This is a genomic window from Nostoc sp. UHCC 0251 (assembly GCF_034932245.1).
Classification (GTDB): Bacteria; Cyanobacteriota; Cyanobacteriia; order Cyanobacteriales; family Nostocaceae; genus Nostoc.
In genome coordinates, this window is the sequence record NZ_JAYGHD010000353.1 from 1 (window position 1) to 20,834 (window position 20,834).

Here is a 20,834-nt window from a genome sequence, read left to right on the forward strand (position 1 = left end):
AGACGCGATAAATCGCCGTCTCTACAAGTGTTTTGGGCTTATCTGAACTGTATTGAATTATACAGAATTTTTCTAGAGGTTAACTAAAAAGCGTTCTTGGGCATGACCGTTATATGTAGTAAGCGCTGAAGCGCTCACTACAAGCAAATTAATCCTAAATACCCAACCGTTGATAAACCTCTTCTAAATGCGTCAGATGCTGCTGGGGGTCGAAACAGACCTCTAGTTCTGCTGGGGACAACTTTTCGGTAACGCGGGGATCTTTGCTAATCAAGTCTTGGAAATTACCTTCGGGCTTGTTCCAAGCGGCGTGAGCGCTTTCTTGAACGATCGCATAAGCTTCTTCGCGGCTGCTTCCCTTGTCTATCAAGGCAAGTAGCACTTTTTGGCTGAACACAACGCCACCATAACAGTTGAGATTTCGTGCCATGTTTTCAGGATAAACCAACAGGTTTTTTACCAAGTCGGTTATTTCTGACAACATGAAATGCGTTAATGTGCAAGCATCTGGCAAAATCACCCGTTCTACAGAACTGTGGGAAATATCCCTTTCATGCCAAAGAGCGACGTTTTCCAAAGCTGCACCAGCATGACTTCTAACGAGTCGCGCCATTCCCGTCAGCCGTTCCGAACGGATGGGATTGCGCTTGTGTGGCATTGCTGAGGAACCTTTTTGACCTTTGGAAAAGAATTCTTCAACTTCTAGAACGTCTGTTTTTTGCAGATTGCGAATTTCTACAGCAAAACGTTCGATGGATGCCGCAACCAAAGCTAATTGTTGCACATAGTCGGCGTGGCGATCGCGGGAAATAACTTGGGTTGAGGCCGTATCGGGTTTGAGTCCGAGTTTTTGGCAAGCGATCGCTTCTACACGCGGTTCAACATTCGCGTATGTTCCCACTGCACCAGAAATCTTACCCACAGCGATCGTTTCGCGGAGAATTGTCAGACGTTCTTGATGTCGTAACACTTCTGCTAACCAGCCAGCTAGCTTGAAACCAAAAGTGATCGGTTCAGCATGAATACCATGCGATCGGCCAGCCATCACTGTATGACGATGTTCCCGTGCTTTTTGGCGAATTACCTGAATCAAATCTTCCAAACGTTGCAACAATATATCCAGACTGGCAACCAATTGCAGCGCTAAAGCTGTATCCAAAACATCCGAACTAGTTAAACCCAGGTGAATGTAGCGTCCAGCTTCACCAACATATTCGTTGACATTTGTCAAGAAAGCAATGACATCGTGGCGGACTACAGCCTCAATTTCCAATACCCGCTTTGGATCAAAATCTGCCTTGGCCTTAATTTCCTCAACCGCCTGAGATGGAATGTAACCCAGTTCAGCTTGAGCCTCGCAAACAGCAATTTCGACTTGCAGCCAAGTTTTTAGTTTATAGGCTTCACTCCACAGATTAGCCATTTCCGGCAAAGTATAACGCTCAATCACAGTTCGGCACAGAATACAACCGTCATATTTTACAGTTTAATTAATGTAGATCGCTTTTTAGTACTGCTTTTTGCTCAGGGACGGAACTAGTTTTGGAGTCTGAGGTGATGATACTAATGCTGCCGTCAGCCTCCATATATGCAAACTTCACATCTGCTAAAAATTCCACACCTTGCTGACGTAACTTGCTCATCAACTCATCCTCTGTAATTAACTCTCGTTGCAAATGACGCTGAATCATCCGACCATTTTTTACCAGTAGCAGTGGTGGCTGATTCATAAAACGTTGGAACTGGGGGATTTTGTAACCTAACCAGTTCAACAAGTAGCTCCAAAAAATTACAGTTCCTACCAGGATAGCGCCTTCAGTAATAGATGTATAATTACTCGCCATAGCGTTTTGGGCAGCTTCAGCAAATAGCACAACTACGAGTAAGTCAGTGATTCCTAGTGTTCCTAGTTGTCGGCTAGGAAGAAAACGTAGCACTGAGAACAGCGCCAAGTATACCAGCGAACCACGGATAATCAACTCAAAGATGCTGATGCTAGGAATAAAGATTGCCTGCCAATCGATAAAAAACCATTTTTCCATTAGCACTGATTTTCTTCCTTTCTCAATAGACTTCTGGAAAAAATCCAGTATGGCGGTTCTCGTTTCCGTGAGGTACACCCGTAGGGGCACGGCAGTGCCCATACCTGTCAACTTAACGTAGAACCAATGTCCCGCAAGGAACTTCAGTTCCTTGCTAATAGCTAAAGTCATCTTTTGATGACTAAATAATCCGAATAATCTTTAGTCTACTTTAGCTATTAGCCTAGAACTTTAGTTCTAGGCGGGTGAGTCAAGCTTTCAGTTAAGCTACTTTTAGCTTAAGTTGACACCAATGGGCAGTGCCGTGCCCCTACACTTGGCAATATAATGTTGTACCGCATCTGAGTGGGAACCGCTATATCAGGTTATTTATCTGTGGTCTTATTTCATAAGACTAACTTTTATTAGAGGTTAAATATTTCAACATCTATCAGATTTACAAACCTAAATTTTTAACAATCAGGAATCAAAATCGCTGATTTTTTCTTCTCTGTTTTAAACGCTTTGGCTTCTTGAAAGACTGGAACAAGCGATTAATAAAGTTAGAAGAAGGCTTTTTCTTAGTAGACGATTGCCCCGTTGGAGCCTTACCATTATGTTCCGCATTATCAGATAGAGGTATGGCATGTTTACTTGGGGTTATGCCGCTGCCGTACCTTCTAGCATAAACTTGGGTAAACTCCGCTCCGAAGAAAAGAATCTGCGCGGCATAGTTAACCCAAGCTAAGATTACAACCAGTGAACCAGCTGCACCATAGGCTGAACCAAAACTGCCATTACCTAGATATTGCCCTAATAAATACCTACCTATAGAGAACAAAAATGAGGTGAGCATAGCTCCAATTAAAACATCGCTCCAACCAATTTCGACATCTGGTAGAACTTTAAAAATAAGTCCAAACAGGAATGTAGTGATGGCAAAAGAAAGGATGAAGTTGATAATCTGCCAGAGAAAATCTACACCTGGCACCAAGTTACTAAAGTACGTTAATAATGCTGTTAATGCCGTACTAATTACCAGAGAAACTAAAAGTAAAAAGCCAATACCTATCACCATTGCAAAGGACAAAACGCGTAGGCGAATCATGTTCGTTACGCCGCGTCCGGGTTTTGGTTTCACTTCCCAAATCGTGTTGAGGGAATCTTGCAACTCGGTAAATAAACCAGTAGCACCTAAGAGTAAAACTACAACACTAATAATCGAAGCGATCGCGCCTGTCTGTGGTTTATTAGCATTTGTGATCGCCGTTTGAATAAATTCTGCCCCATCTCTACCGACTAAACCTTGAATTTGTCCAACGATTTGCCCTCTTGCTGCCTCTTCTCCAAATACTGCCCCTGCGATCGCAATTACAATAATTAGCAATGGTGCAATAGAAAAAATCGTGTAGTAAGCTAACGCCGCCGCTAACCGTGAGGCTTTATCCTCACTCCATTCTTTGAATGTATCTTGTAACAACTTCCAAATCGCCTGCAAATTCATCCAATCAGTCTCCTTAAGGGATGTCGCTTACTTCCTGATATATTGGATACTGATTTCATAACTAGAGGCATCCCCCCAAGGGAGTTTGTGCAGCGTCCTTGGGGAGGAATTTATAATTTTATAGTGATATAACAATGCGATGTCTACGATGGGTTACGCCTACGCGCCAATTGGCGATAATAAAAATGCGCTGATGTTGATAATGTAGCAAAGCAATTTTTACTTAGAAGCAATGACACAGACGGCAGCAATTACAGAAGCGATTACCACTCTTCATGATGTCAGAAAATCGATTCGGTTTTGTTCGTGTTGAAGACGAGCAATTTTTCCCAGAGTGGTATGAGGGATTGTCTGAAATTACAGAAGCGGAAAAAGCCTCTTTGGATGTCGTGCGGCGTAGGTATCTTTATCACCGTGCCGGAGGTGATTTACTAGAAGGGACAGTTATCTTGTTCTTGGTTTCACCAATACTTGCACTCTCTGGATTTTACGATCCTCCTTTTAGAATTAAGGCTGAATCATCTGTGGAACTAGTGCTAGATGATGGCGAAGATATACTGCGCGGACGGATTGACGTTTTAGTGTTACAAGAGCAGTTGTGGGTGATGGTGTTGGAGTCGAAAAAAACCACACTATCAGTTTGGTCAGCTGTACCGCAAGCCCTAGCTTATATGATGGCTAACCCCAACCCCAGTAAACCTGTGTTTGGGATGGTGACGAATGGAGACGATATTTTATTTGTCAAAGTGACACAAACAAATACACCACAGTACGATTTTTCAAGGGTCTTTGCTCCGTTTGCATCCGCGAGAGAACTGTACACCGTTTTGCAAATTCTCAAGCGTATTGGTCAGTTGATTTCTCCCACCTCTTTGAACCAGGGCGAATAGAATGAGTTTTTAACCCACGGAGGTAGGGAAAACTATGTGTAGACGAGGTGTTATAACCGCCCTTTCACTGCATTCTATCAATTGTGCGATACTGAATCGCTTCCGCCACATGATTGGTTTTTAGCTCATCTTCTCCCGCTAAATCTGCAATAGTTCGTGCTACTTTGAGAATGCGATCGCTTGCTCTTGCCGATAAACCTAATTTTCTAATTGCTACTTCTAATAAACTACGGCTAGCATCATCTAGCTTGCACCATTTCTGGAGATGACGACTCTGCATGTGGGCATTGCAACGCAGATTTGCTTCTCCTTGGAAGCGGGTAACTGCGCGATCGCTTGCTTGTTGCACTCGTTCCCGTACTGATATTGATGTTTCTCCGGTAGGTTGTTGGGTAATCTCCTCTGGTTTCAAGCGATTCACCGCAACTTGTAAATCAATTCGATCCATCAATGGCCCAGAAAGTTTTGCCCAATATTGCTCACGTTGACGAGGAGAACAAGTACATTGTTGGATGGTATCGCCATAATAACCGCAAGGACAGGGATTGGTACTCGCCACCAAAGTAAACTGTGCGGGAAACATTACTGATAGTTTAGTGCGGGAAATCGTCACATAGCCATCTTCTAAAGGTTGACGCAGAAATTCTAAAACATCACGTTTAAACTCTGTCAATTCGTCAAGGAACAGCACACCCCTGTGAGATAACGAGATTTCCCCAGGACGAGGAAAGCTACCACCACCCACAAGAGAAGGCCCGGATGCTGAGTGGTGGGGACTGCGAAAAGGGCGATCGCGTACCAACGAACCGCGATTTTTCAATAAACCAGCCACCGAATGGATGCGAGTCACTTCCAAAGATTCGGCAAAACTCAGGGGCGGTAAAATTCCTGGTAAACGGCGTGCTAACATGGTTTTTCCACTACCAGGCGGCCCGACAAAAATTAAATTATGTCCACCAGCAGCAGCAATTTCTAGGGCACGACGCGCATGAGCTTGTCCTTTCACTTCATGTAAATCTGCGCCAGGGTAAGATACTGTTGCTATCTCCGTTGTGCGATTTATCTGCACAGGTTTGTAACGCCCTGGATTATTTAAAAAATCTACTACCTCAGATAGATGTTTGCAGCCGTAAACAGCCAACTCTTGAACCACTGCTGCTTCTTGAGCATTATCAGCAGGGATAACTAAACCTGCAATTCCCATCTTTTGGGCAGCTGCTGCGATCGGCAAAACACCAGCCACCGGACGCAAACTACCATCCAAAGAGACTTCGCCCAAAAATAGATAATCTCCTAACAAATCGGCGCTAACTTGCTCAGAAGCCGCCAAAATTCCCACACTAATCGGTAAATCGAAACAGGGGCCTTCTTTCCGTAAATCTGCCGGAGTTAAATTTATCACAATTTTTCGCATGGGAAAGGCAAAACCTGCATTTTTCAGCGTTGCTTTGACTCTTTCTCTTGATTCTTGAATCGCTGAATCTGGCAGTCCCAAGACGACAATTCCCGGTAATCCCCCTGACACATCGACTTCGACGCCTACTTTAACGGCATCGATACCGACAATTGATGCACTCCAGACTCTGGCAAGCATTTGTTATATAACAGTAAACCTTTCAAATCTCTAGCAAATGAGTCGGTTGATTGGCATTAGTGAAATCACAGAGATGATTTTTTGAGCCAAATAGGTAAGGGGAATGGGGAATGGGGAGTAGTAGTTACATTACTTGAAAAGCTTTGTCATAAAATATCTTGGGAAAACTAGGCTAACCGACTGCAACAACAGCACCATCATTTACTAACTTGCCATCTTCCATGTAGACGATGCGATCGGCAATATCTAGAATGCGGTTGTCATGAGTAACTAAGAGAATAGTACAGTGCTGTTCTTTAGCTAGTTTTTGCATCAGGTTTACCACATCTCGTCCAGATTTACTGTCAAGGGCGGCGGTAGGTTCATCAGCTAAGACAATTTTAGGACGACCGACCAGAGCACGAGCGATCGCAACTCTTTGTTTTTGTCCCCCAGATAAATCATCAGGATAATAATTGAGGCGCTCTCCTAATCCTACCTCCTGCAACATTTGGGCTGACCGGGCTTTCATTTCTGCTGGCGAAATATTATTATGTACTTCCAAGCCCATTCTGACGTTCTGGAGTGCTGTTAGGCTACCATGCAAGTTGTGCGCTTGGAAAATATAACCGTTACTACGTCGCGCTTGGGTAAGTTGTGCTTTTTTAGCGCCACACAGTTCTTGTTCCAAAACCTGCAAACTGCCGGATTGGGCAGAACGCAAGCCGCCGACTAAGGTGAGAAGTGTAGTTTTACCAGAACCAGAAGGCCCAGTCATAATAATAATTTCGCCGGCATTAATATCCAGGTTGATATCAAAGAGAACTTGCTTGCGGAGTTGACCATGACCGAAGTAGTGGTCGAGATTTTTAACAGAGATTACAGTAGGCATACCAATTTTAGATTTTAAATTTTAGATTTTAGATTGGGAATTGAGTAAGTGTCTTTATACCCCATGCCCAATGCCCCATGCCCATTTTTAAAACATATCTGCGGGGTCAGCAGACTGTAATTTACGGGTAGCGATCGCACCAGAAATTATACACATAATCATAGTCAGCGTTAATACAGTCAAAGCTCGTCCTACGGTCATGTAAAGTGGCAAATTGGTGGCATTACGAGTTAAATGATAAAGTCCTAAAGGTGCGATCGCTCCTGGGATAAAGCCCAAAATTGCCAAAATTATCGCCTCTTCAAACACCACACCTAATAAGTAGAGATTGTTATAACCCATTGCTTTAAAAGTGGCGTATTCTTTCATGTGGGAATTTACATCTGTAGAAAGAACTTGATAGACGATAATCACGCCTACCATAAACCCCATTGCTACACCCAGGCTGAAGATAAATCCGATAGCAGTATTTGTTTTCCAGTAATTTATTTCAAATTCGATAAATTCTGCTTGGGTTAAAACTTGGACATCATCATCTAAATGAGATTCTAAAGCTGCTTTCATCTCTTTTGGATCATAGCCTGGTTGCAGCTGCACCAAACCGAGACTGACACCGCTGGCTTCTTGTCTGGGAAATAGTCTCAGAAAATTCTGGTCGCTGGTGATCAAACTACCATCTGCTATAAAAGAAGCCCCGACTGAAAATAAGCCGCTAATGGTAATTGTCCGGCGGTCGATTTCAGTTGTGACAGTTTTACCTTGTTCAATGTTGGCGATCGCTTCGTTGTAATCTCCTCTAGAGGCGCGATCGAAGAGAACGGTATCTGGTAGCTTAACAGCATCTACCTGGCGATTTACATCCGCTAAGTTAAACACTTGGTGATCGGGATTGAACCCCATAACTAATATTGTCGTCTTCTGTTGCGTTTGGGGATTTTTCCAATCAACAATATTGACATACATTCCTTCTGCCGACTTTACACCTGGTACATCCATTGCTTGATACAGCCGCCGCCGCGTAAAGTTAGACATGTTTGCTAAGTTACGTGCTTGGGGGCTAATGACAAACATATCAGCCTGCATACTGCGATGCAGGATTGTGTTACTTTCAAACAAAGCAGTTTGAAACCCTAGCTGCATGAACATCAGAACATCGGCAAAAGCAATGCCTGACAATGCCACCAAAAGACGACCTTTTTCATGACTCAGTTGCAGCCATCCTAAAGGTGTTCGCCGCCGCAGTTGTTCGATTAATTTCATAAGGGGGAGTGGGGAGTGGGGAGTGGGGAGTGGGGAGATGGGGAGATGGGGGAGATGAGGGAGCAGGGGAAGATGAGGGAGCAGGGGGAGATGAGGGAGTGAGGGACAAGAATTAATAACCAATGTCCAATTCCCCATTCCCCATTCCCTTTAAAGTTCAATTACCGCCTTGACTTGTAAATTAGTTAAGCTAGAAGCATTTTGGCTAGATAGTTTATTCAGTTGTACATGAACTTCAACTACTCTGGCATCAATATTACTGGAAGGATCAGTGTTGATGAGATTTTGCCGCTTTACCTGCATACCAATCCTATCGACTCTTCCCTCTAATTCGTTACGTAGGGAATCACTGCTTACCCGCACGTCCTGTCCCTGACGCACTTTCTTGATATCACTTTGGTAGACTTCTACTACTGCATACATCTGGTCAGTTTGACCTAAAGCCACAATTCCTTCATCACCAACAGTTTCTCCGGCTCGTGTATGAATCTCCAAAATTCGACCGGCTTTAGGAGCAAAAACGTATGCCTGCGCCAGTTCTGCTTTAATTTTCTCCACGGTGGCTTGAGCACTCTCTATCTCTGCTTGTGCATTTGCTATATCTGTTGGACGGACTTCAGCAGTTTGATTCAGGTTAGCTTTTGCTTCTTTAATCTGCTGTTGTAAGCTGGCAATTGTTTGATCTTGGTTAGCTTTTGCTTCGTTAAGTTGCTGTTGTAGGGTAGCCACAGTTCTTGTCTGAGTGGCTTGGCTTTCAATTAAGGCTTGAGTCGAAGTTTCTGCGCTTAAACGTCTGCTATCAAGTTCCTGGCTAGAAATTGCTCCTGCTTTATATAAAGTCTCGTAGCGCTGCATGTCAGCTTGGGCATTACGTCTCTCGGCTGCTACACGATCCACTGTTGCTTGCAAGCTCCGTTGTTGCCCAAGGAGTTCTGCTTCTATACGATTAATTGTGGCTTGCTGAGTTTTAATGTTTCCTTCTAGTTCTACTTGCAGACGATTGACGGTAGCTTGGCGTGCTCCAAGTTCTCCCTGTTTAGCTCCAGCTTTCACCTGATTAAAGCGGGTTCTGGCAACTTGAACTTGTTTTTGTGCTTCACCCAAACTAGCTTGTAAGCGATCCCGGTTGTCCATAATCGCAATTACCTGCCCCGCTTTGATGCGATCGCCTTCTTTCACCAATAGTTGCTCTACCCGATTTCCTTCACGAGAAGAAGGCCCTGACAGTTTTATTACCTCTCCCTGTGGTTCCAACCGCCCTAATGCTGTGACTGTTTTTACCACAGGTTGAACTACTACTGGTGGTTTTTGCTTTTCATTAGCTGTAGCCTGAAGCCTCATCACTGCATAAACGCTGATTCCGCCTATTGCTAGAGATGTTATTGCAAGTAGAATAGGCGATCGCACAAGATTCTGAGAAGAACTTAAACCCTCTGAATTCCTGTCTTGCTCCATACTATTTTCTCCTTACTACCAGTAGCAACTTGTACTAAACTGTCCAGTTCAATTGATGCTAAACTAAACGGACTAGTTTAGTCAATATGATACAACTAAACTTGTCAATCAATTTGCTCGGCAGTATGCAGCAAAATGCTACTCCCTATTGGGATTAATTGTCTACTACAAGAAAGTAGAAGAGAGGAAAGCTGTTAATAGAGACTTTTGGGCTTTGTCGAAGGGTATATTTATTTTCGCCATTTTGGATTGGGGAATTTTAGTAAGTTGGCACAATAAAAGCAAACTGTGTGAAGAAAGTAAACAAAGCTCAAATCCTTTTTCCACCTACTCCCTGCTTCTTGCACCCTGCCTTACCCCAACGATAATTATTTACGCCCACTTACTTTGCAGCATCTATTAATATTGTTTATAAGAAAGGATGATTAATAAATGGTACGCATCAAAGCTGGCGAAGTGGATCGAGACAATTCCGTTGATAAAGTGGAGCAAATTCTGCAAGGGGCAATGCAAGAATTCCTTCAACATGGCTATGCTGGTACAAGCATGGATCGCGTAGCGGTAGCAGCAGGTGTTTCTAAAGCGACAGTCTACAGCCACTTTCAAGATAAAGAAGGACTTTTTAAAGTACTGTTAGAGCAACTGACAAGCAAAAAGAACAGATCCATTTTTGGCACAGAACCTATTGAAGGAGAACCAGCTGCCATACTGCGCCAAATCGCAACCAAAGCATTAGAGCACATGATTAACGACCAAGAACATAGTGCATTTATGCGAGTCCTAATTGGGGAATCTGGGCGTTTTCCTGAGTTAGCTCAAATTTTTGTTCGGGTGATGATTAAGCCAGTAACGGAAACTCTCACTCATTACTTGGCGGCTCCGGAATTAAAGATACCTGACCCAGAGGCAACAGCAAGAATTCTCTTAGGTGCATTGGTGCATTTTCATATTAGTCAAAATGTGATGCATGGACAGGACATTGTACCAATGGAAAGCGATCGCCTGATTGATGCCTTGATACACCTAATCAATAAATGCGCCGATTAGATTGGCTATTTACTGCCGCTTGTTCCGACGAAAGGTCAAATACCACCTTGATTGAGATCATGGCCGCTGAATTACCCATAATAAAATAACCCCACCCCGAACCCTTCCCGCCTGCGGGGCTACGGTGTACACACAAGTCTTTAAGAGTTGCCCCATAAGCTTTTGATCCCCCCAACCCCCCAATTTATCGCAGGGCAAAAACCTCTCAAAGTCCTCCTTTTTAAGGAGGATTTAGGAGGATCTACAACTGGTTTTGTAGCTGACTTTTCACGTCATGTGGAAAAGCCCATGAAAGACCTAACCCCCTAGCCCCCTTCCCGACACGGGAAGGGGGAAAATTCAAAGTCTCTCTCCTTGTAGGAGAGAGATTTAGAGAGAGGTTTTCCAGATCCCGTGAAAAGTCAGGTTTTGTAGAGAGATGTGTGTACACCGTAGGTCTGCGGGGAGGGTAGACAAAGCACAGCTTTGACGGACGTGGGGTTATGTAGTGAGTTAACGGTCACTGCGAGTGTAGGTGAGCGCGTTTCGTAGGAAGGCTATGTGAAGCGCATTCAATAAATCCAAAAGCCGCACTTTTAAATATCAGTGCGGCTTGCAGAAATCAATATTCGTACAAAGGATCTGAGATGTTTCGATGTCCCAGTACTTGGGGTTATGGTATCCCCCACTGGTTTAAGGTTCCATCCTCATCTCCAGTGTAGCTCTGTGCAAGTGCGAGTGGATGCCAAGCGAAAAAATCCCCTTGCTATCTTTAGTGGGGATAATCTCAATGTTTTTTCCATAGAAGCTACAGTGTTGCCTCCAGCTTTTTTTGTTCCTTACAAGCTGTTACAAATACATTCTCTAGCGATCGCAAGATTAACTAGGCAGGAATCACTTGAACAACTAGTGCGCGTTTATCCAACGACTGGATTTTACCTACTTGACTGAGATCATTTGCAATTCGGTCTAGCAGTTCTCCCGCTTTGTCACGATATTGATGTTCTCGGCCTCGTAAACGGATGGCAAACTTAACAGAATCGCCTTTACTCAACCACTCACCTGCTTGTTGGATGCGTAAATTGTAATCAGCCACGCCCACATTTAGGCCAAATCGAACTTCCTTTACCGTGGGTCTAGCACTCTGGCTCTGACGTTTTTTCTTTTGATACTGAAGCTTGCCATAGTTGAGAATCTTGGCGATTGGAGCGTCTTTGCCTTGAGAGACTACAACTAAGTCAAGCTCTAAGCTCTCGGCTAGCTGTAGCGCCTCATTAGTGTCGATCAGACCACGATTGTTATTCTCATGGTCAATCAAGAAGACGCTAGGTGACTTGATTTGTGAATTAATCAGTTGCTTTTGGATTGCGATAACGAATTTCTCCTAATTGTTCAACATTTTACTTTCCAGGTAATGCTAATTTAACACAACACTGAATCAGAGCAACTTTAACCACACAAAGGACTGCAATCTGTTAAAATGTGGAATTGCGGCACTCGCTCTTCAGTCTTTGCGCTATTGCCCATCAGCCTTTCAACGCTTTTTTATCCGTCCGCCTAAGACTGACGCCGCCATTGGCGACAGGCCGATGTTATTTATGGAGTTTTATGTCTTTTTCTACTCTCGGCTTGTCCAATGAAATTATCCGTGCTGTTACAGAGCGAGGGTACACCGAACCCACGCCAATTCAGATACAGGCAATTCCTGCCGTCTTATCGGGTAGCGATTTGCTAGCTGGGGCCCAAACTGGCACTGGAAAGACCGCTAGTTTTACCCTACCGCTTCTGCATCGGTTGTCGTCTGATAAGAGCATCAAAGGTACATATAAGGGATACCCACCGATCCGGGCGCTGATTCTCACCCCGACTCGTGAACTCGCCGCACAGGTAGAAGAAAGCGTGCGCGAGTACGGCAAGTACTTGCAGCTAAACTCGATGGTGATGTTCGGCGGAGTCGGTATTAATCTGCAAAAACAGCGTTTGAAGAACCGAGTGGATATCTTGGTTGCTACTCCAGGGCGACTGTTAGACCATGTACAGCAGGGGACGCTGAACCTGTCACATATTGAGGTTTTGGTGCTAGATGAAGCAGATCGGATGCTGGACATGGGTTTTATTCATGATATCCGCCGCATCCTTTCACTCCTGCCCAAAAAGCGACAAAATTTGCTATTCTTCGCTACTTTCTCAGACAAAATTAAGGCACTCGCCGCCGGGTTGCTTAATAACCCAACGATGATTGAGGTAGCACGCCGCAACGTTACCGCCGAGACGATCGCACAAAAAATTTACCACGTAGACCGTGACAAGAAACGCCAATTACTTGCTCACCTGATTCGGCGAGATAATTGGTATCAAGTGCTAGTGTTTACCCGTACTAAGTATGGTGCTGACCGTTTGGTTAAGCAGTTGGGCGAAGACCGCATTCAAGCACTGGCAATCCACGGGAATAAGAGCCAACCGGTGCGTACTAATGCTCTGGCAAAGTTCAAAAATGGCAGCTTACAAGTACTGGTGGCAACAGACATTGCTGCTAGGGGTCTTGATATTAGCGAACTGCCCCATGTAGTCAACTTCGATCTACCCAATGTACCAGAGGATTATGTTCATCGCATTGGGCGCACTGGTCGCGCTGGCGCTTCCGGTGAAGCTGTATCGCTAGTGTCCGTTGATGAATACCCTCTATTGAAAGATATTGAAAAACTGATTGAGCAGCGCTTGCCAAGGGAAGTAGTTGCTGGTTTTGCGCTCAACCCCGATACCAGTCCCGAACCAATCCCAAATGGACGGCAACACAGAGCCAAACCCGAACGTGATAAACGTCCGGCTCGTACTTCTAAACCGTCACCACCGACATCAGCTAAACGTAAGGCAGCGCCACCTGCTACGAATGGCGATAAGCCCGGTGCTCGTTCGTCTGCATCGCGCCGTTCTGCTAAACGCGATCGCTAATCTTCGTTCTTAAGGATTGCTCTTTCAACCTAGTTTAGGGGTTTCAGTCCCCTGCTTCTATTAAGCAGCGCGTTTTGTAACGGGGATTTAGACCCCGACACAAAACGTAATTGCGTTAGCGTAGCGGGGCGTAGCCCATTGCGAATTGCGAATTGGTTTAACAACGCCCCATGCTCAATTACAAAATTCCCAAAAAATGGTTAATTTGGGTGACAGTGGCTTTGATATCTGCCTTGTTGCTGGCGATCGCTTCTTCTGCCTCAAGTATTTACTTATATGGCAGCAGTACTAATAATATCAAGGCAGATGCAGCAATTGTTTTAGGAGCAGCAGTTTGGGGAGAAGAACCATCTCCTGTTTTCAGAGAGCGAATCAACCACGCCATTAACTTGTATAAAAATGGTTCTGTTAAGACGATCATTTTTACTGGCGGAGTGGGAGAAAGTAATGAACTAGCTGAAGCTATAGTTGGAAAAAATTATGCGATCGCGCAACAGGTAAAAGCTGCTGATATTTTCACTGAAACTCAATCTCGCACAACTCACCAGAACCTCAAAAATGCTTTAGAAGTAGCGAATGCTCAACAACTAACTAAGTTTCTGATTGTTAGCGATCCATTGCATATGAAGCGAGCTGTATTGATGGCACGAGGCTTAGGAATGGATGCACATTCGTCTCCCACACCAACTACCCGCTATCGCAGTTTTCACAGTCAAATGGAGTTTTTGAGCCGAGAAACTTATTTTTACTTTGTCTACTTAGTGTTTAAAATCTAGCTATAGATTCAATTGTACAAAATTGTGGGTTTTCGAGACGCGATAAATCGCCGTCTCTACAAGTGTTTTGGTCTTATCTGAACTGTATTGTATTATAAAAGGCGTGCAGGACATAAGTATTTTTCCTATTTTGACGGCGTAAACCGAAACTACAATAACTCTGTGATGGAAAATAACCGTTGTCGGTCTATTTGTTGCAGCTTGATTTTTTCAGCGTAGAAAGCTTGATAATACGATTGATACCGCTCTGGTTCAGCTTCGGGATCGGTTTGTTGCCATAGTTCCAAAAAGTGGCGATAGCGTTTTTCAAGCATCACTAAATCCATGCAAGCGATCGCAGCTTGAACTACTTGCGGAGTCCGAAGTATTTCTTTCTGGTTTTTTTCATCCACATGAAATAAGTGGGAAACTAACCCCATCTCGCTGCCAAATTCTAAGAACTGATCTTGCAGACGGGAAATTAAATCTGGTGGAGATGCAAAATTTTCTGTTTGTCCATCACCGGATAAAATTTCTAAAATCTGTTGCCATAAAAATCGGTGATGGGAAAGGCTAAATTGCAAATCTCGCTCCTCTAGTTCGGCAATAATCGCTTGACGCTGTTCAGGACAATGCAAGTAAATTCGCAGTAATAACGCCTCTGCGTGTTCTAAAAGGCTGCGTTCTGTGGGGAGTGGGGATTTGCTACTTCCCCATGCTTTCTTCGCTGATACAGGCTTAGTGTATGCAACCGCAACCGGAGCAATTTGAGTTAGCAGATTTTCGACTCGTAGCGGTATAAGTCTGGTATCTCCCAAGCTGAGTATTTCTGCACAGTAGGAAACGTAATAGTTGCGTGTATCGCTGTTAGCTATATTTTTAAGTAATTTGACTAATTGCTGAGTTACTTGCTGAAAATCAGTAGCCTGTCTCAAGTCACGATCTTGAATAATTTGCTGAATCTGCCAGTCTAGCCAAAGTGGCGCATTTTTTAGCAGTTCTCCATAATCTTCTGGAGTGTGGCTATGCAAATATTCATCAGCATCTTTGCCATCGGGTAAATTGAGAATCTTTAGCTGAACTTCGCCTTTGTATGCCAGTTCGGCAATTTCACCGATCGCCCGTTCGGTGGCATTGGTTCCGGCTTTATCAGCATCAAAGTTGAGTACTAATTGTTTCGATTCGGTGTAGCGTAATATTAACCGCACTTGTTCTAAACTTAAAGCTGTACCGAGGGAGGCGATCGCGTTATTAATACCAGCAGCGTGGAGAGCGATCGCATCAAAATATCCCTCTACTACCACCGCTTGATCGAGTTGAGAAATCCCACCTTTGGCTTGATCGAGGGCAAATAATGTTTTACCTTTACTAAAAAGCTCGGTTTCTGGTGAATTCAGATATTTAGGCTGCTCATCAGTCAGGGTTCTACCACCAAAGGCAATGATGCGCCCTTGGACATCACGGATGGGAATCATCAAGCGATCGCGGAATACATCATAATAACCGCCCCCTTCCTTGCGTGGCTTAATCAATCCCGCTTTTTCCAGTATCTGCACTGGGTAATGTTTATCTTCCACTAGATAACGGTAGAGAGTTTCCCAACCTGCGGGGGCATAACCTAAACCAAATTGCTGTATAGTTTCTTCTTTGAGTTTGCGGTTAGATTGCAAATATTGAAATGCCTTTTGCCCTTGGGATTGTCTCAGGGCGTGTTGATAAAACTGTGCTGAAGAAGCCAGAACTTCATACAACTGCTCACGCAAAGATAGCTGACGCTGTAATTCTTGGCGTTGTTCGGGTTCTAGGGTTTGCACAGGTACTTGGTAACGCCGTGCTAAATCCAGCACCACATCCGCAAAAGAACGCTTCCCCAACTCCATGACAAACTTAATGGCATTTCCTCCAGCTTGACAGCCGAAGCAATAGTACATTTGCTTTGTCTGGCTGACGGTGAAACTGGGAGATTTCTCATCGTGGAAAGGGCACAAACCGACGAAATCTTTCCCACGTTTGCGTAAAACTACGTATTCCGAGACGACATCTACAATATCAGCCCGTAGTTTAACTTCCTCAATTGTGTCTGGGTGCAAGCGGGGGATTTGCATGGGATTAGGTGTTGGGGATTGGGGACTGGGGATTGGGGATTGGGGATTGGGGACTATGGATGAGGGATTGGGTGTTGAGGATTGAAATACCCATTACTATTACCCAGTCCCTAGTCCCTAGTCCCCAGTCCCCAGTTCCTTGACATTAACTTTGGAGAAATAACAAAGGATAAATGACTTTAGACTTCTGATGGCTATTATATTCTTGTTGCTAGACCAAGAATGATATATAGAATTGCTTACACTTAATTTTATCAGAGGAATTACTTAAAATGGGGCGTATTTTTATTTCAGCGGCTCACGGAGGCAGAGAAGCCAGAGGGATAGATCCAGGTGCGATCGCAGGTGGTACAACTGAAGCTAAAGAAATGATTCTGCTGCGAGATTTGATTGTCACGGAACTGAGAGCGCGGAATGTGGAAATTTTGGCAGTCCCTGATGACTTGAGTGCCGCCCAAACTATCACCTGGATCAATTCCCGCGGCCGTCGGGGTGATGTCGCCCTAGAAATTGAATCTGATGCAGCTAGCAGCCCTTCTGTGCGTGGGGCTAGCGTCTTCTACATTGTTAACAATAGCGATCGCAGAAGTAATGCTGAACAGTTGCTAGTGGCGTTATTGCGCCGCGTACCCCAATTACCGAATCGCGGAGTCAAGCCAGATACAAGTAGTGGCTTAGGTAGTTTAGCATTCTGTCGCCAGACAACGCTTCCAGCTTTGGTGATGCAAGTAGGGTTTCTCAGTAATCCAGAGGATCGGGCTTTGCTGCAATCTCGTCGCCGCGATTTTGCCTTAGGAATTGCCGATGGATTGGTGAATTGGAGTCGTGTGATTGACCCCACTACTGGAACTCCGGCGGAACCAAATTATCCGCCAATTAATATCAATATTAACGGGCAAAGTTACTCAGAGCAAGGAGTTTTAGTTAATGGCAATGCTTACATTCCCATTGATTTAGTAGACCGTCTGCGGATTGACCTTGCAAAAGCGGCTAATGTTAATCGAATTACCTATCGCAAAATAGTTTATGTCAAAGCGATCGAACTGCGAGATTTTAATATTGCAGTTAATTGGGATGCTGCAACTCGTACTGTTAGCTTGCGATCGAATTTGATGGTTTGCTCTGGTCAATTTGACCGGGTGATGTCAAACGGTAATACTTCAGAAGTACAGTTACAATTATTTCTCAGAAACAATAATGAAAATGCTCTAGTAAAGTTTCCTGATATCCCAAAACTTTATCGAGAAGAAGCAGGGATAGAGGGAGTAAATTATGATATTGCCTTTTGCCAAATGTGTGTAGAAACTGGATTTTTACGGTTTGGTGGTGATATTAGACCTGAGCAAAATAACTTTGCAGGCTTGGGTGCTATTGGTGGTGGTTCGGAGGCTGCATCTTTTCCAAGCGCCAGAATTGGGGTGAGAGCGCACGTCCAACATTTGAAAGCTTACGCCAGTTTAGAACCTTTGGTACAGGAAATAGTAGATCCACGATTTCGCTTTGTCACACGTGGAATTGCGCCATTAATTGATCAACTATCAGGGCGGTGGTCAGCAGATTTGGATTATGGTGCAAGGATTTCAGCGATGGTCAAAAGGTTATATGAGTCAGCAGGACTTCTGTGAGTGAAGAGTCTCAAAATTCTAAGGTTCTGCATAACGTGGTCTGCTTCAGGCATCAGGATGCCATAAAGTTGTTGTAAACTTAATAGCAATTAAGAAAACAGACCGTGATCGTCCCATCAAGCAGTAGAGCGTTTGTAGCCAGTCATAACAGTAGTTTAGGGTTTACCAGCCTCGCAAAACTATCAAGTGGAAACTTGCTTGCAGAAGTGGATCTTCATCGGGCTGTAGTAAGTTTAAAGCTAAGGCAAGATAAAAAAGGGTCGATGGGTCAGTTTTTGACTCCCACCTCAGTAGCCCAATTGATGGCTGGGATGTTTAATCGGCTAGATTTGCCTGAAATATCCTTGCTTGATGCTGGAGCAGGAATTGGTTCATTACTAGCCGCTTTTGTGGCAAAAGTATGCAAGCATCAAAAACCCACGTCAAGTTTGCGCGTTGTAGCCTATGAAATTGACCCTTTTCTAATTGGATATTTGCATCAGACCCTAAAACTATGTGAGAAGGAATGCCAACGTGTGGGTATTTCCTTCAATTACGAAATTCGTCAGACTGATTTTATTGAAGATGCAGTCAAGCTGCTTCAGGTTGGTTTATTGAATAGTGCAAACGCAATAGAATTTACCCATGCTATTCTCAACCCGCCTTATTTGAAAATCAATGCTCATTCCAAGGTGCGCGAATTGCTGCGTTCCATCGGTTTGGAAACTAGCAATCTTTATACTGGTTTTATGGCTGCTACAGCGCAACTTTTAAAACCAAGCGGGGAGTTTGTAGCGATTACCCCACGCAGTTTTTGCAATGGACCATATTTCCGTGACTTCCGCAAGATGTTTTTAGAGATGATGGCTTTAGAGCAAGTACATCTTTTTGAGTCGCGGCAAGAAGCATTTAGTGATGATGATGTTTTGCAGGAAACTATGATCATCCAAGCTAGAAAACAAAACCAGAAGTCTAGCAGCGTTATCATCAATACCAGTTCTAGTGCTAATGATGACTTGATACTGTCACACTCTGTACCATATTTGGACTTAGTTTACCCGGATGATTTAGAGCAGTTTATTCATATTATTCCCGATAAGATTAGCCAGCAAATAGTTCAACGAATGGCAGTTTTCACCTGGACATTGAAAGATTTAGGGCTAACAGTTTCAACCGGACGGGTAGTAGATTTCCGAGCAAAAGATTACCTAAGAAAAAATCCAAAAAACAATACAGTTCCTTTAATTTATCCGGTGAATTTATCGAATGGATATGTAGAGCATCCAAAAATAACTAAAAAACCTCAAGCAATAGTCTATATAGAAGAAACAGCGAATCTTCTAATACCAAATGAGCATTACGTCTTATGCAAAAGATTCTCATCGAAAGAAGAGAAAAGGCGTGTTGTTGCAGTGGTTTATGATGCCAACCAATTTAATTATGGCTATGTCGGTTTTGAAAATCACTTGAATTATTTTCACAAAGATGGACATGGACTTAGCCTTACCTTGGCTCGTGGGCTTGCTATTTATCTCAATTCAACCTTAGTTGATGCTTTTTTTCGGTTGTTCAATGGGCATACTCAGGTCAATGCAACAGATTTACGAAAATTAAAGTACCCTAATTTAGAACAGCTATTGTCATTAGGGACAGGAATTAAAAAGCAGTTTCCTTCTTTGCGGGAAATTGATGAACTTATCGAAAATAAGCTATTGAGTATGTCCAATCTGTCAGATAATAATCCAATTGCAGCTAAGTCTCGAATTGATGAAGCGCTGCAAATATTGACACAATTGGGCTTTCCACGAGCACAGCTTAACGAACGATCGGCTTTAACTCTTCTGGCGTTGCTTGACTTAAAACCGACAGACTCTTGGCAATTAGCAGCTTCCCCTTTGATTGGAATTACGCCGATGATGAACTTTATGGCTCAACATTATGGCAAAATCTATAAGCCCAACACACGGGAAACAGTTCGCCGCCAAACAGTACATCAATTTCTAGATGCAGCTTTGATAGTTGCTAATCCAGATGATTTAAGCCGTCCTATCAACAGTCCCAAAACTGTATATCAAATCGATGGAAGTGCTCTAGAACTATTAAGAACCTACGGTACTGACGAATGGGAAAAGAGTATTTGCACCTACCTTGCTTCGGTTAAAACTCTGAAAAAGCAATATGCTCAAGAGCGCGAAATGTCCCGTATCCCCATAGTGATTAATGGAGAAATTAAAACTTTATCGCCAGGTGGTCAGAATATTTTAATTGAAAAAATTATTAATGATTTTGCTCCGCGTTTTACTCCTAGTGGAAAGCTCATCTATGTTGGGGATACAGATGAGAAGTTCGCCCATTTTGATGAAACAGCATTGACAGATTTGGGGGTTAACATTGATTCCCACGGCAAGATGCCAGATGTGATTATTCACTTCATAACAAATAACTGGTTGGTGCTGATTGAAGCTGTAACTTCACATGGCCCAATTAATCCTAAACGAAAAAAGGAGCTTGAAGTTTTATTTAGAGGTATCCAAATACCTCTGGTAATGGTAACAACATTTCTGAGTCGTAAGGCAATGGTGGCATATATAGCAGAGATTGCTTGGGAAACTGATGTTTGGGTTGCTGAAGATTCTACTCACTTGATTCATTTCAATGGTGAATATCTATTGCAGGCTTACCAAACAGAGAAGAAGAAAACTTCTTGAATATACGGCAATGATTCTACCTGAATTAAATTACTTTCGTAACTGCCCAGGTAGGAAAGTCAGGGATATTCCCGTGAGGGAGGAAAGAT

The 20,834-nt window shown here is 43.6% G+C and carries 15 protein-coding genes; 6 read left to right on the forward strand and 9 right to left on the reverse strand.

Annotated elements, in window-relative coordinates:
• Nucleotides 1–154: 154 nt before the first annotated feature.
• From purB to VB740_RS29835, 3 genes are all read right to left on the reverse strand, one after another.
• A complete protein-coding gene (gene purB / locus VB740_RS29825; RefSeq protein ID WP_323203455.1) occupies nucleotides 155–1,450 on the reverse strand; it encodes an adenylosuccinate lyase in 1,296 nt (431 codons plus the stop codon).
• Nucleotides 1,451–1,490: 40 nt separating this feature from the next.
• The gene (locus tag VB740_RS29830) at nucleotides 1,491–2,042 is read right to left on the reverse strand and encodes a DUF421 domain-containing protein (protein ID WP_323203468.1); all 552 of its coding nucleotides are present in this window, start codon (nucleotides 2,040–2,042) and stop codon (nucleotides 1,491–1,493) included.
• A gap of 466 nt (nucleotides 2,043–2,508) precedes the next feature.
• Nucleotides 2,509–3,525 carry a YihY/virulence factor BrkB family protein gene (locus tag VB740_RS29835; protein WP_323203456.1) on the reverse strand — a complete coding sequence of 339 codons (1,017 nt, stop codon included), beginning with the start codon at nucleotides 3,523–3,525 and terminating at the stop codon, nucleotides 2,509–2,511.
• A gap of 278 nt (nucleotides 3,526–3,803) precedes the next feature.
• Between VB740_RS29835 and VB740_RS29840 the strand changes: the two genes are divergently transcribed.
• On the forward strand, nucleotides 3,804–4,415 hold the full coding sequence (locus VB740_RS29840; RefSeq protein WP_323203457.1) for a type I restriction endonuclease: 612 nt from the start codon (nucleotides 3,804–3,806) through the stop codon (nucleotides 4,413–4,415).
• A 64-nt stretch (nucleotides 4,416–4,479) separates the two neighbouring features.
• Here the strand turns inward: VB740_RS29840 and VB740_RS29845 are convergent, their stop codons facing one another.
• The 4 genes from VB740_RS29845 to VB740_RS29860 all read right to left on the reverse strand — a co-directional run bounded on the left by VB740_RS29845 (nucleotide 4,480) and on the right by VB740_RS29860 (nucleotide 9,595).
• The gene (locus VB740_RS29845; protein ID WP_323203458.1) at nucleotides 4,480–6,009 is read right to left on the reverse strand and encodes a YifB family Mg chelatase-like AAA ATPase; all 1,530 of its coding nucleotides are present in this window, start codon (nucleotides 6,007–6,009) and stop codon (nucleotides 4,480–4,482) included.
• 172 nt (nucleotides 6,010–6,181) lie between these two features.
• The gene (locus VB740_RS29850; protein ID WP_323203459.1) at nucleotides 6,182–6,880 is read right to left on the reverse strand and encodes a DevA family ABC transporter ATP-binding protein; all 699 of its coding nucleotides are present in this window, start codon (nucleotides 6,878–6,880) and stop codon (nucleotides 6,182–6,184) included.
• 87 nt (nucleotides 6,881–6,967) lie between these two features.
• Nucleotides 6,968–8,140 (reverse strand): ABC transporter permease DevC, encoded by a 1,173-nt coding sequence (gene devC / locus VB740_RS29855; RefSeq protein ID WP_323203460.1) that lies wholly within the window; start codon nucleotides 8,138–8,140, stop codon nucleotides 6,968–6,970.
• A 150-nt stretch (nucleotides 8,141–8,290) separates the two neighbouring features.
• On the reverse strand, nucleotides 8,291–9,595 hold the full coding sequence (locus VB740_RS29860; RefSeq protein WP_323203461.1) for an ABC exporter membrane fusion protein: 1,305 nt from the start codon (nucleotides 9,593–9,595) through the stop codon (nucleotides 8,291–8,293).
• Nucleotides 9,596–10,027: 432 nt separating this feature from the next.
• Here VB740_RS29860 and VB740_RS29865 point away from each other — a divergent pair, with 432 nt between their 5' ends.
• Entirely contained in the window at nucleotides 10,028–10,642 is a 615-nt protein-coding gene (locus VB740_RS29865) for a TetR/AcrR family transcriptional regulator (RefSeq protein WP_323203462.1), read from the forward strand.
• 862 nt (nucleotides 10,643–11,504) lie between these two features.
• Here VB740_RS29865 and infC read toward each other — a convergent pair.
• Complete coding sequence (gene infC, locus VB740_RS29870; RefSeq protein WP_190890766.1) at nucleotides 11,505–11,993, reverse strand: translation initiation factor IF-3; 489 nt, start codon at nucleotides 11,991–11,993, stop codon at nucleotides 11,505–11,507.
• A gap of 236 nt (nucleotides 11,994–12,229) precedes the next feature.
• Here infC and VB740_RS29875 point away from each other — a divergent pair, with 236 nt between their 5' ends.
• Both VB740_RS29875 and VB740_RS29880 read left to right on the forward strand, forming a co-directional pair.
• Nucleotides 12,230–13,573 (forward strand): DEAD/DEAH box helicase, encoded by a 1,344-nt coding sequence (locus VB740_RS29875; protein WP_323203463.1) that lies wholly within the window; start codon nucleotides 12,230–12,232, stop codon nucleotides 13,571–13,573.
• Nucleotides 13,574–13,743: 170 nt separating this feature from the next.
• Nucleotides 13,744–14,349: a YdcF family protein gene (locus VB740_RS29880; protein WP_323203464.1), complete on the forward strand. Its 606-nt coding sequence runs from the start codon at nucleotides 13,744–13,746 to the stop codon at nucleotides 14,347–14,349.
• A gap of 149 nt (nucleotides 14,350–14,498) precedes the next feature.
• Here VB740_RS29880 and dnaG read toward each other — a convergent pair whose 3' ends face one another.
• Nucleotides 14,499–16,433, reverse strand: coding sequence for a DNA primase (dnaG, locus tag VB740_RS29885; RefSeq protein WP_323203465.1), 1,935 nt, complete (start codon nucleotides 16,431–16,433; stop codon nucleotides 14,499–14,501).
• 272 nt (nucleotides 16,434–16,705) lie between these two features.
• Between dnaG and VB740_RS29890 the strand changes: the two genes are divergently transcribed.
• Together VB740_RS29890 and VB740_RS29895 are read left to right on the forward strand one after the other, a co-directional pair.
• On the forward strand, nucleotides 16,706–18,058 hold the full coding sequence (locus tag VB740_RS29890; protein ID WP_323203466.1) for an N-acetylmuramoyl-L-alanine amidase: 1,353 nt from the start codon (nucleotides 16,706–16,708) through the stop codon (nucleotides 18,056–18,058).
• Between the two features lie 104 nt (nucleotides 18,059–18,162).
• Entirely contained in the window at nucleotides 18,163–20,745 is a 2,583-nt protein-coding gene (locus VB740_RS29895; RefSeq protein ID WP_323203467.1) for a BsuBI/PstI family type II restriction endonuclease, read from the forward strand.
• The last annotated feature ends 89 nt before the right edge of the window (nucleotides 20,746–20,834 follow it).